This window comes from Anaerotignum faecicola (assembly GCF_003865035.1).
In the GTDB taxonomy this organism is placed as follows: Bacteria; Bacillota; Clostridia; order Lachnospirales; family Anaerotignaceae; genus Anaerotignum_A; species Anaerotignum_A faecicola.
On record NZ_BHVZ01000001.1, the window covers coordinates 872,429 to 884,087 of the forward strand.

Here is an 11,659-nt window from a genome sequence, read left to right on the forward strand (position 1 = left end):
GGATATATGGAGAGAAAGAGCGTGCACCTTAAGCGTGGAGGTCTCACAGGGGTTTCATTAGCCTAGTAATAACGAACTGTGAGAAGTCAGCCGAGCCCATAGTAGTGAAGAAGTTTCTGTAATGGAGATGGAGCGAAGGGGCGAACAATCAATAAGTTTGAGTATGTCTCGCATTGCAGAAATGACAACATCTGCCGTAACCAATCGGGTAAAGGGTGGTCAAATCAAGCGAGGCGGAAAGGAAAGAACGCATGGACACAAGCAATCTAATGGAGCAGATACTCTCTAGCGATAATCTCAACAGAGCATATCTGCAAGTCGTACGAAACAAAGGTGCAGAGGGAGTGGACGGAATGAAGTACACAGAACTCAAGGAGCATCTGATAAGGAGCGGCGAAATCATCAAGGAACAGTTGAGGACAAGAAAATATAAACCTCAACCAGTACGAAGAGTGGAGATACCAAAGCCTGATGGTGGTGTCAGAAACCTAGGAGTACCAACAGTAACAGATAGATTCATACAACAAGCTATTGCACAGGTCTTAACACCAATATATGAGGAACAGTTCCATGACCATAGTTATGGATTTAGACCGAATAGATGTGCACAGCAAGCAATCCTAACAGCACTAGATATAATGAATGACGGTAATGATTGGATTGTAGACATTGACTTGGAAAAGTTCTTTGACACGGTAAATCATGACAAACTTATGACTATCATAGGTAGAACCATTAAAGATGGAGATGTTATTTCTATCATTAGAAAATATCTTGTCAGTGGAATCATGATTGATGATGAATATGAGGATTCCATCGTGGGAACACCACAAGGAGGAAACCTTTCGCCACTATTGGCAAATATCATGTTAAATGAACTCGATAAGGAAATGGAGAAAAGAGAGCTTAACTTCGTACGATATGCAGATGACTGTATTATTATGGTTGGAAGTGAAATGTCTGCTAACAGAGTCATGAGGAATATCTCACGATTTATTGAAGAGAAACTAGGGCTTAAGGTTAACATGACCAAAAGTAAAGTAGATAAACCGCAAGGATTAAAATATCTCGGATTTGGATTTTACTTTGACCGAAGAGCACAACAGTTTAAGGCTAAACCACATGCAAAATCAGTAGCAAAGTTTAAGCGAAGAATGAAAGAACTCACATGCCGTAGCTGGGGTGTCAGCAACAGTTATAAAGTTGAGAAACTCAACCAGCTCATCAGAGGGTGGATTAACTACTTCAAGATAGGAAGTATGAAAACACTCTGTGCAAAGCTTGATTCGAACATTCGATATAGACTGCGCATGTGTATATGGAAACATTGGAAAACTCCACAAAACCGTGAAAAGAACCTTATAAAACTTGGAATTGACAGAAATACGGCAAGGCGGGTTGCTTATACAGGACACAGAATCGCTTATGTTTGTAATAAAGGAGCCGTAAATGTTGCAATAAACAACAAGAGATTAGCCTCGTTTGGATTAGTCTCAATGTTAGATTACTACACCGAAAGGTGTGTTACTTGTTAAGTTGATTGAACCGCCGTGTACCGAACGGTACGCACGGTGGTGTGAGAGGTCGGAATTTCTCAAATTAAGAGAAATTCCTCCTACTCGATCGTCTACGCTAAACCAACGACGACCTAACACCGTGTAAATCCACGGCGGCACATAGGAGGATTGCCGCCGTGTCTATTTTTGCCTTTTTTCACAGTCCCCATGACCTGCACCAGCTAAAAAAAGCCTGTTCCCAGCAGCGGAGCAATGCGGTCAGAAGTATGCACTATACCATGTAACTAAACAGCAAAATATACTCTATTACGCTCGTATGGCTTTATGCCGTCCGGGCGCTTTTTTGTCTCTATGGAGCCGGAACATCGGGTCAGCATGGCCCGAACTTTATCCCCGGTGCCGTTCTCCGCCGCCCCATTCAGATTTTCCCGAAAAAATCTGAATGGAGGAAAGGCAGATGGAAGTTACCATCAATTATAACGGACAAGCTGTGGCCGTGGAGGTCACGCTGGAAGTCTATGAATTTCTTGACCGGGCCGATCACAAAACGGAGAACCTGTTCCATGAACAGCGGCGGCATTGGGATGGCCGGGAGTTTGACGAGTACATCATTACCACCGAGGGTATAGGAGCCTACGGCGAAACGCCGGAAGAATACCTTTGCCGCATGGAAACGCTGCATGAGCTGATGGCTGTTCTGGACACCTGTACCGAGGCCCAGCGCCGCCGGTTCCTGCTCTATGCGCTTGACGGGCTGAGCCTTGCAGAGATCGGTGTGCTGTGCGGCTGCTCCAAAGTGGCTGTTTATCAAAGTGTGGAGGCGGTCAGAAAAAAATTTATAAAATTCTTTGAAAACAGGCTTAACGAATGACCTGTTTTCTGGCTACCAAGTGAAAGGGATCAGTTCCCTTATCTCAGCGAGGGGCGGACAGCGGACGAGCTGTCCGCCTCTCCGATTTTCAGGAGGTAAGCCTATGAAAACAATCAATCTGCGGTGGATGTATCCACACTACCGGCATGACGAGTTTGTGGATGTTACGGACGAGGTATGGGCAGCGATGTATCAGGCCCAGCGGGAGATGGAGAACTATGAGCGTCGGAAAGTCTACCACCGCGCCTACTACTCTCTGGACGCATACAGCTGGCTGGAAAATTACGCACTGGAACACAGCAGATCACCGGAAGATATTTTGCTGGAACGAGAAGAAATGACCACGCGACTGCGCCTGATTGCAGCTCTGCCGGTGGCTCTGGCTCATGCCACTCCGGCACAGTCCCGCCGTGTTCACGCCTACTACATTGCTGGTATCAAGCAGCCGGAAATCTCTCGGATAGAGGGCGTCCACAGCAGCAAGGTTAGCGTTGCCATCCGCCGGGGTCTGCGGAATATGCGCCGCTGCTATGATGACCTTTTTCAAACAGAGTGAGGGCATGCCTATGCAGACCATCAATCTCAAACAATATTATCCATTTTGCAAAGAGGACATTTTTGTGGAGGTGTCCGATGAGATCATCGAAGCGTTTCTTCTGGACAAGAGAGCCGAGGCCGCCAGAGATCGCAAGATGTTCCGGTATAAGGCGTTTTATTCCCTCGATTGTAACGATGGAATCGAAAATGCCGCCATCGGCTGGGCGCAGCCATCGCCGGAGGACTACCTGATAGAAAAAGAAGAATTAGCCGAATACGAAGAACTGATACGGCGATTGTATGAAGCAATTTCTTCCCTGCCGCCTATGCAGGCCCGCCGTGTCCACGCCCGCTATATGCTGGGTATGAAAGTGAAAGATATTGCCGCAATGGAGGGTATCACGCCATCACAGGCGGGAAAATCCATCCATGCCGCACTGCGGAGGCTGCGCCGGTACTTTGCTCGACAGAAATGGACGGTCAATCTATGAGTATTTCCAAAGAAAAGAGGTGCCTGACATGAACGAAAAAATTACAGCCCACTCCTCAAAAGAAGAACGGGAGAAAGTCCTGAAGGAGATTCGGCAGCTTGAAAACCGAAAGAAGATTTTGGAGAACAAGCAGCGGAACGAAGAACGCAGGGTTCGCACCCGCCGCCTGATTGAGCGTGGGGCCGTTTTGGAGGGCATTTTCCCTCTGGCCCCCGACCTTCCCGGCGTAGAGGTCAAAGCGTTCCTGATTGCCCTGTCCCATCTTCCGGGGGCGGCAGAACTGGCCGCAAAACTGCCGAAATCCGGGGACAAGCCGTAAGTCCCTTGTTTACAAGGGCGCACTTATACACCGTTGCCGGTGTCGTGCGCCCTGCCGGGGGCTGTTGCGCTCTCCGAGCGCGATGGGGCGCTACACTCCCCAAACCCCTTGTGCGCTCTGCGCAGCCAAACACCCGCTTTGCGTTTGTCCGGCTCCACAGAGCCTGTCATCCCTCACTGAAAGGAGGTGTTCCCCATAGATTTCTGTCATATCCCCGTCAGTATTATCAAACGCAGCGCGGGCCGTTCTGCCGTTGCCGCAGCTGCTTACCGCAGCGGAACCAAGCTGATAAATGAATGGGACGGCATGACCCACGACTACACCCGGAAAGGCGGCATTGTCCATGCGGAAATCATGCTGCCCGCCCACGCCCCGCCGGAATTTGCAGACCGTTCTATCCTCTGGAACAGCGTGGAGCAAATCGAGAAAGCAAGGGACAGCCAGCTTGCCCGCGAGATTGAAGCAGCCCTGCCCCGTGAACTGTCCGGCGAACAGCAGCTTGCCCTTGTGCGTGCCTATGTGAAGGAGAACTTTGTAGACAAAGGAATGTGCGCCGACTTTGCTATCCATGACAAGGGAACCGGCAACCCCCATGTTCATATCATGCTGACCGTCCGGCCCTTAAAAGAAAACGGCGCATGGGGCGCAAAGTGCCGCAAGGCATACGATCTGGACGAAAACGGCCAGCGTATCCCGGATGGGAAAGGCGGCTGGAAAAATCACAGAGAGGATACAACCGATTGGAACGATAAAGGAAATGTGGAGATTTGGCGGGTAGCGTGGGCGGCCTACACCAATCGAGCGCTGGAATCTGCCGGCAGACCGGAACGCATTGACCATCGCAGCTACAAGCGGCAGGGCATTGATAAAATTCCCTCTGTCCATCTGGGGCCAGCCGCCAGCCAAATGGAAAAGCGCGGTATCCGCACCGACAAGGGGGAAGCAAACCGGCAGATTGCTGCTGACAACAAGCTGCTGAAAGAAATCAAAGCCCGCATTACCCGTCTTTATCGCTGGTCGAAAGCCGAAACGGAAAAACCACAAACACAGCAAAGCAGCTTGACAGCTTTGTGGGAGGCCCAGCAGCAGTTGGACGATCCCCACACCCGCACCGGCAAAATCCGGGCTTTGCAGGAAAGCGCTGCACTATTCAGCTTTTTGCAGGCAAACGGCATCCAGTCTATGCAGCAGCTTCATGAAAAAATCGCTGATATGAACAGCCGTTACTATGACCTGCGCGGAAAGATCGTCAAGGCCGAGCGCCGGATCACTACCCTCACCGAGCGCGGGGAGATGTGGGAACAGTACAACCAGTACAAGTCCATCCACAAGCAGCTTGCCAAAGTAAAGCCGGAAAAGCGGGAACAGTTTGAGCAGCGCCACAGCCGGGAACTGATTCTGTATGACGCAGCGACCCGGTATCTGAAAGAACTGAAAGACAACGGCGAGGCAATCACCCCGAAGGCATGGCAGCTGGAAATTGACCAGCTGGCCGCTGGAAAGCAGACGGACACGCTTGCCATGAAATCCATGCGGGAGGATTTGAAAGCAGTGGAACGGCTCCGCAAAACCGCCGAGCAGCTGTCCCGACAGGAAAGGGACAAGCCTCACGACCGTGGGCCGGAGCGGTAAAGGCTACCGCGTTTTGGCGTACCCCTGTCAAGTGCGTCGCATTTCACGACATACTTTTGCACACAGAAAAACCGCCGTACAGGTTTCCCCATACGGCGGCAGACTGTTTATTTGCCGAACAAGTCGCTGTGTGTGCCGGTGCGGGCCAGCGTCAGCACCAGAACATCATCTTCTATGCGGTAGACAAGCAGCCAGTCCGGGAGAATGTGACATTCCCGATGGCCTGCCCAATCGCCGGACAGGTCATGGTCACGGTTCTTATCCGGCAGCGGTTCGCCCATCGCCAGCAATGCTACGACCTGCTCCAGCAGCTCAATCTTCAAGCCACGCTTGATGGCTCGTTTGTAGTCCTTTTTGAAACTGGTCGTGTACTTGACGGTATATTTGGTTTCTTTCATCTTTTCAGGTCAGCAAACAACTCGTCAAGGTCATTGTAGCCCTTTACAGACGGGTCTTTTGCAATCCTTTCCGCTTCCAGCATGGCAGCAACCGTTTCTTTGTTCGGCTGTTCCAGCCTTACTTCAAAGGGAATGCCGCCTTCACGAAGCGACTGGCGCACAAAGATGTTAAACGCCGTAGTCAGGTTCATGCCAAGTTCAGTAAACAGTGCGTCCGCCTGCGCTTTCAAATCTGCGTCCATGCGGATACTGATGTTTGTGGTATTTCCAGCCATACGATCAACCCCTTTCTGCTGGCAATTATAGTATATGCCTTTTGCACGAAGAAAACAATACTTTGCACGAATATTTAACAATAAATTCATTCAAGGAGGTTACCTGCTTTGTGAGAGAAATCATTTATGAAGAACGACAAGACTGAACCTATCCCCGTCATGGATTACCGCCAGTACCGCAGAGCGCGGAGGCTGGTGCATGAGTGCTGCAACTACATCGACGGAAATTGTATCGCCCTGGACGATGGGGAGGAATGTGTCTGTGTCCAGTCCATTTCCTATTCCCTGTTGTGCAGGTGGTTTCGGACGGCGGTATTGCCGCAGGATAAGGAACTGGAAACGGCGCTGTTCCACCGGATGAATGCGAAGAAATGCGCCGTATGCGGGGCGCTGTTTACCCCCGGTTCCAACCGGGCCAAATACTGCCCGGAATGTGCCGCACGCATGAAGCGGATCAACGCCGCAAAGCGCAAGCGGAAACAACGGGAGAAATGTCACGCTTTAGGGGCTGAAAAACCCTTGTAAATCAAGGATTTTTTCGAGGGTGTCAAAGGCAGGCTGATAGATTTATCCTCCGACCCCTAAAACGGCCTTAAAATGCGTACAGAATCCCAAGAGAAACCCCAAGGAGGAACCCTATGTCAGACAACCGAAAATATTATTACCTGAAACTCAAAGAAAACTATTTTGACGATGATTCCATCGTGCTGCTGGAAAGTATGCAGGATGGTGTGCTGTATTCCAACATTCTGCTCAAGCTGTATCTGAAATCGCTGAAACATGGCGGGCGGCTCCAGCTTGACGAGGACATTCCTTACACGGCGCAGATGATCGCCACCATTACCCGCCAGCAGATCGGCACTGTGGAGAGAGCCTTGCAGATCTTTTTGAAGCTGGGTCTTGTGGAAGTGCTGGACAGCGGCACATTCTACATGAGCAACATCGAACTTTTAATCGGCCAGTCCTCTACCGAGGCCGAGCGAAAGCGGGCTGCAAGGCTCCAAAATAAGGCTCTTTCTGCGCCCCGGACAAACGGCGGACATTTGTCCGACATTCGTCCACCAGAGATAGAGATAGAGTTAGAGAAAGAGATAGAGATAAAGAGAGAGATAGAGAAGGGACACCCCGCCCCCGCCTATGGCCGTTACCAGAATGTTTTCCTGACGGACGGGGAACTGGCAGACTTGCAGGCCAGTTTTCCCACTGTATGGGGCCAGTACATCGAAAAGCTGTCCGAGTACATAGCTTCTACCGGCAAGCGGTATCAGAGCCATGCCGCCACCATCCGGCGCTGGGCCGGTGAGGACGCTAGGAAAGCGGCCCCGCCCACCCGCAACCGGGATTACAGCGTAAAGGAGGATGAAACCGTATGATTGAGATTACCGCAGAAATCCGGGCGCTGATCGACAAGGCAGCCGCCGGTGTGGAACTGGCCGGGGACGAGTATATAGACCCGTCAGACGGGCTCATTCACTGTAAGAAATGCGGCGGCCAGAGGCAGACCGTTGTGCCATGCTTCGGGAAATCCGGCTACTTTATGCCGCGCTGCATCTGCCAGTGCCAGCGGGAGGCTGAGGAGCAGCGCAAGGCTGCTGAAGAACGGCAGCGCCGCATGGAGCGTATCAAACGCCGAAAGGCACAGGGCTTGCAAGACCGCTATCTCTATGACTACACCTTTGCCAACGACAACGGCGAAAACCCATTGATGGACAAGGCCCGCGCCTATGTGGAGAACTGGAAGGAGGCATATAAGAGCAATATCGGGCTTTTGCTGTTTGGAGATGTGGGAACCGGCAAGTCTTTCTTCGCCGGATGTATTGCCAACGCTTTGCTTGACCAGGATGTGCCGGTGCTGATGACAAACTTCCCCATCATTCTGAACCGCCTGACCGGGATGTTCTCTGAGGACAGGTCGGAGTTTATTGCCAGCTTTGACGAGTATGACCTGCTTATCATTGACGATCTGGGCGTAGAGCGCAGTACCGAATATGCTATGGAGCAGATGTTTTTCGTCATCGACAGCCGCTACCGCAGCCGCAGGCCCATGATTATCACAACAAACTTGAAACTGTCCGAGCTGAAAAACCCGCCTGACCTGGCCCACGCTCGTATCTATGACCGTATTCTGGAACGGTGTGCGCCGATTCTCTTTGACGGGAATAATTTCCGGGAAGAAAATGCCGGTGCTACCCGACAGGCAGCAAAAGACATTGTAAACAGTAAGCACGATTGATTTTTTACCGGGCGGCACAGACCCGTTCGGAGAAAGGAGCGCCATGAACAAAGAACCCCGTACTATGCAGGCGGCAGACGCCGCTGCTGTGTCCAGAGCGCCGGAAAACACGCCAGCGATTGTAAAGAAAATCGGCAAGACAACCTACAAGGTTCATGTCCATTTCAGCAATACCAGCACAGAAACCATGAGCGATAAAATCAAGCGTATGCTCAAAAAGGAAATTCAGCAGATGTGACAGACTGATAAACGAAGCTGCCTTGTGCTAAACTGATGATGGTACGCACCAAAATTTTTGTCAAGGAGGACACGAAAATGCTTTACACAGAAAAAGAGAAGCATGAAATTGAACGAGTAAAGGAGGTCTTTGCGGAACATCTGCGGCAAAGCCCTGATTTTGAACTGCTCTGGTCGGACAAGGTAGGCTATGTTTGGCTGACGATTGGCGTAAATCCAGTCTATGTGGATACCGGCATCAGGATAGAATCTGCCGCCGATCTCTGCTGCAAGTGTTTGGATGATGTTACTATGGATGTTTTGTATATGACGGGCAACGATCATGCACTGGAAGCAGCCGATCCGCTGGAATTGGCCGAAATCAAGCGGCGCTGGGAGCCATATATCAACCAGCTGCCAGACTATGCCTATCTCTGCAAAGACCTGCTGAACGGAAAAATGTAATCTATCAAACGAGGTGTCAGGAGCCATACGGTGCTTCTGGCACCTTTTTTGTAGATTTTTGTGAATTTGATTAAAAAGTCCTTGACAATTTGTCTCTGGCAAGACCGCAAAAAGCATACTTATCTCATGCGGCGCGAGGTTAGCCCCATTCGACATTAAGGAGCTGCGGGAGCTTATGGAAACCGACGAAATGGAGCTTGACACCATAGGTGACAGAAAGACCGCCCTTTTCGTGATTATCAGCGACACCGACGACACCTTTAACTTTGTCGTGAGTATTCTCTACACACAGCTATTCAACCTCTTGTGCGACAAAGCAGATGATGAATACGGCGGGCGGCTTCCCGTCCATGTACGGTGCTTACTTGATGAATTTGCGAATATCGGGCAAATCCCCAAATTTGAGAAACTAATCGCAACCATACGGAGCCGGGAAATCTCCGCGTCAATCATCTTGCAGAGCCAGTCACAGCTAAAGGCAATCTACAAGGACAACGCCGATACCATAGTCGGCAACTGCGACACCACGCTTTTCTTGGGCGGCAAGGAAAAAACCACGCTCAAAGAAATATCGGAGATTTTAGGCAAGGAAACGATAGACAGCTTCAACACTTCCGAAACAAGGGGGCGGGAGCTTTCGCATGGGCTGAACTATCAGAAATTGGGAAAGCAGCTTATGACGGAAGATGAAATCGCAGTCATGGACGGAGGGAAATGTATCTTGCAGCTACGCGGGGTGCGCCCGTTCTTTTCGGACAAATTCGACATAACGAAACACCCGAAATACAAGTACCTATCCGACGCAGACCCGAAGAACGCCTTTGACATGGAAAAGCACCTTAAACGCCGCCCCGCCATTGTCAAGCCCGACGAGGTTTTTGACTATTACGAGATTGACGCAGCAGACTTACAGGAGGACGCAGACCATGAGGAAACGTAGCGCAGAGGAAAAACAAAAGCAGCTTGAACGGTTTTTAATGAATGTTGCGGAAGCCGCCGACGCTGCATTATGGGAGTATTGGCGGGAAAAGGAAGCGGAACACCGCCGTTTTGCAACGGAGTATGTCACGCGCCGGGGGCTTATCCCTCAACAGTGACAGCATGGCAGACCGCCGGGGAGGGGGGGACAGGGGAAGCTACACTTCCCCTACGCTGCCTTGCGGCAGCTACCCCTTTGTGAACTTGCGGGAAGCGAACACCTTGCTATGCAAGCTATTCACTTCCCGCAAGTCTGAATAATACCCGTCCGGCAGCACAGCGGGACACCGAAAGGAGGAATCGAAGCAATCACATATATCAATATCGGCTACATGATACGCGCCCCTACTTTCCGGCGCAGCACACAGCGGCAGGAGCCGCACCCCCCTACAACTGAATACCGCCGCGCCGCAGAACTTACGCAGCGCGGGGACAGCCGCCTTTACCAGAGGGCGGTTTTTTTATGCGGCGGCATACGCTGACCGCCTTTTGTCCGCTTGCCGGACAGCCGCAGACGCGGCAGAAAGGATTTATTTATGGCATTTTTCAATAGCGCAGTAGACGTTTTGCAGACCCTTGTTGTAGCACTTGGAGCCGGGCTTGGTATCTGGGGCGTTATCAATCTCATGGAGGGCTACGGCAACGACAATCCGGGCGCGAAGAGCCAGGGCATGAAGCAGCTTATGGCGGGCGGCGGCGTTGCCCTTATCGGCATGACCCTTGTACCGCTGCTTTCCGGCTTGTTCGGTTAAGAAGCGCGGGTAAAGGCTTATGCAGAGCATACTTGACGCGATTAACGAATGGATAAAGGAAATCCTCATAGGAGCCATAAACGGTAATCTGTCAACTATGTTCGGGGACGTAAACGAGAAAGTCGGCACTATCGCCGCAGAGGTAGGGCAGACCCCGCAAGGGTGGAACGCAAATATATTCTCCATGATACAGACCCTTAGTGAGAATGTAATCGTACCCATTGCGGGGCTTGTCATTACCTACGTCCTATGCTATGAGCTTATCAGCATGGTAACGGAAAAGAACAATATGCACGACGTTGACACTTCCATGTTCTTCAAGTGGGTGTTCAAGGCGTTTGTGGCAGTCTACCTTGTGACGCACACCTTTGACATCACTATGGCGGTGTTCGATATGGCGCAGCACGTTGTTTCCGGCGCGGCGGGGGTAATCGGCGGCAGCACAGAGATTGATGTTGCCGCCGCCCTTGCTTCCATGCAGGACGGGCTTGACGCTATGGAAATCCCCGAACTGCTCTTACTTGTCATGGAAACAAGCCTTGTGAGCTTGTGCATGAAAATCATGTCCGTACTGATAACCGTTATCCTCTACGGGCGCATGATAGAGATTTACCTTTACTGTTCGGTATCGCCTATCCCGTTTGCAACAATGACGAACCGGGAATGGGGGCAGATAGGAAACAACTACCTCAAATCCCTGTTCGCTATCGGTTTTCAAGGCTTCCTCATTATGATATGCGTCGGCATTTACGCGGTTCTGGTAAACAACATGATAATAGCGGACAATCTGCACAGCGCGATATTCTCCCTTGCAGCCTATACCGTTATCCTCTGTTTCTCCCTGTTCAAATCCGGCGCACTGGCGAAGTCGATATTCTCCGCGCATTAGCGGCGTGTCAAGGGCAGGGTGGAGATTTTCAGAGCGAAGCGGCGAAAATACGACCCGACCTTGACGCGGATAACCCCCATATAATA

At 51.0% G+C, this 11,659-nt stretch carries 16 protein-coding genes and 1 pseudogene; 15 read left to right on the top strand and 2 right to left on the bottom strand.

Translation table 11 applies throughout. The annotated features are described in order from the left end of the window. The first annotated feature begins 251 nt into the window (after nucleotides 1-251). The 6 genes from ltrA to mobQ all read left to right on the top strand — a co-directional run bounded on the left by ltrA (nucleotide 252) and on the right by mobQ (nucleotide 5,367). The gene (gene ltrA, locus EJE48_RS04215; RefSeq protein WP_124984321.1) at nucleotides 252-1,535 is read left to right on the top strand and encodes a group II intron reverse transcriptase/maturase; all 1,284 of its coding nucleotides are present in this window, start codon (nucleotides 252-254) and stop codon (nucleotides 1,533-1,535) included. Between the two features lie 439 nt (nucleotides 1,536-1,974). Then, the gene (locus EJE48_RS04220; RefSeq protein WP_124984322.1) at nucleotides 1,975-2,388 is read left to right on the top strand and encodes an RNA polymerase sigma factor; all 414 of its coding nucleotides are present in this window, start codon (nucleotides 1,975-1,977) and stop codon (nucleotides 2,386-2,388) included. A gap of 103 nt (nucleotides 2,389-2,491) precedes the next feature. Continuing rightward, nucleotides 2,492-2,944 (top strand): RNA polymerase subunit sigma-24, encoded by a 453-nt coding sequence (locus EJE48_RS04225; RefSeq protein WP_118623787.1) that lies wholly within the window; start codon nucleotides 2,492-2,494, stop codon nucleotides 2,942-2,944. Nucleotides 2,945-2,954: 10 nt separating this feature from the next. Further along, entirely contained in the window at nucleotides 2,955-3,416 is a 462-nt protein-coding gene (locus EJE48_RS04230) for an RNA polymerase sigma factor (protein WP_124984323.1), read from the top strand. 28 nt (nucleotides 3,417-3,444) lie between these two features. Beyond that, nucleotides 3,445-3,735 (top strand): DUF3847 domain-containing protein, encoded by a 291-nt coding sequence (locus tag EJE48_RS04235; RefSeq protein WP_124984324.1) that lies wholly within the window; start codon nucleotides 3,445-3,447, stop codon nucleotides 3,733-3,735. A gap of 186 nt (nucleotides 3,736-3,921) precedes the next feature. Continuing rightward, entirely contained in the window at nucleotides 3,922-5,367 is a 1,446-nt protein-coding gene (mobQ, locus tag EJE48_RS04240; RefSeq protein WP_124984325.1) for a MobQ family relaxase, read from the top strand. Nucleotides 5,368-5,474: 107 nt separating this feature from the next. On the opposite strand, the gene EJE48_RS04245 is transcribed toward mobQ, so the two are convergent. Then, entirely contained in the window at nucleotides 5,475-5,765 is a 291-nt protein-coding gene (locus tag EJE48_RS04245; protein WP_002596328.1) for a type II toxin-antitoxin system YafQ family toxin, read from the bottom strand. After that, a complete protein-coding gene (locus EJE48_RS04250) occupies nucleotides 5,762-6,040 on the bottom strand; it encodes a type II toxin-antitoxin system RelB/DinJ family antitoxin (RefSeq protein ID WP_005924829.1) in 279 nt (92 codons plus the stop codon). The genes EJE48_RS04245 and EJE48_RS04250 overlap by 4 nt, the downstream gene beginning before the upstream one ends. Before the next feature lie 126 nt (nucleotides 6,041-6,166). Here EJE48_RS04250 and EJE48_RS04255 point away from each other — a divergent pair, with 126 nt between their 5' ends. From EJE48_RS04255 to EJE48_RS04290, 9 genes and pseudogenes are all read left to right on the top strand, one after another. Continuing rightward, on the top strand, nucleotides 6,167-6,565 hold the full coding sequence (locus EJE48_RS04255) for a cysteine-rich VLP domain-containing protein (RefSeq protein WP_117962471.1): 399 nt from the start codon (nucleotides 6,167-6,169) through the stop codon (nucleotides 6,563-6,565). Nucleotides 6,566-6,678: 113 nt separating this feature from the next. Then, nucleotides 6,679-7,413 carry a phage replisome organizer N-terminal domain-containing protein gene (locus EJE48_RS04260; RefSeq protein WP_119244328.1) on the top strand — a complete coding sequence of 245 codons (735 nt, stop codon included), beginning with the start codon at nucleotides 6,679-6,681 and terminating at the stop codon, nucleotides 7,411-7,413. Then, nucleotides 7,410-8,273, top strand: coding sequence for an ATP-binding protein (locus EJE48_RS04265; protein ID WP_119244327.1), 864 nt, complete (start codon nucleotides 7,410-7,412; stop codon nucleotides 8,271-8,273). Before EJE48_RS04260 ends, EJE48_RS04265 begins: the two co-directional genes overlap by 4 nt. Nucleotides 8,274-8,316: 43 nt before the next feature. Continuing rightward, nucleotides 8,317-8,511 (top strand): transposon-encoded TnpW family protein, encoded by a 195-nt coding sequence (locus EJE48_RS04270; protein ID WP_119244326.1) that lies wholly within the window; start codon nucleotides 8,317-8,319, stop codon nucleotides 8,509-8,511. Nucleotides 8,512-8,546: 35 nt separating this feature from the next. Next, on the top strand, nucleotides 8,547-8,954 hold the full coding sequence (locus EJE48_RS04275; RefSeq protein WP_456297937.1) for a hypothetical protein: 408 nt from the start codon (nucleotides 8,547-8,549) through the stop codon (nucleotides 8,952-8,954). Nucleotides 8,955-9,048: 94 nt separating this feature from the next. Then, nucleotides 9,049-9,894: pseudogene (locus tag EJE48_RS04280) on the top strand (VirD4-like conjugal transfer protein, CD1115 family); the annotation flags it as partial. Then, nucleotides 9,881-10,051: a hypothetical protein gene (locus EJE48_RS12355; protein ID WP_002569167.1), complete on the top strand. Its 171-nt coding sequence runs from the start codon at nucleotides 9,881-9,883 to the stop codon at nucleotides 10,049-10,051. The pseudogene EJE48_RS04280 and the gene EJE48_RS12355, both read left to right, overlap by 14 nt. Nucleotides 10,052-10,468: 417 nt before the next feature. Next, nucleotides 10,469-10,684 (top strand): Maff2 family mobile element protein, encoded by a 216-nt coding sequence (locus EJE48_RS04285; RefSeq protein WP_002569168.1) that lies wholly within the window; start codon nucleotides 10,469-10,471, stop codon nucleotides 10,682-10,684. Nucleotides 10,685-10,703: 19 nt separating this feature from the next. After that, a complete protein-coding gene (locus EJE48_RS04290) occupies nucleotides 10,704-11,573 on the top strand; it encodes a VirB6/TrbL-like conjugal transfer protein, CD1112 family (protein WP_002595174.1) in 870 nt (289 codons plus the stop codon). The last annotated feature ends 86 nt before the right edge of the window (nucleotides 11,574-11,659 follow it).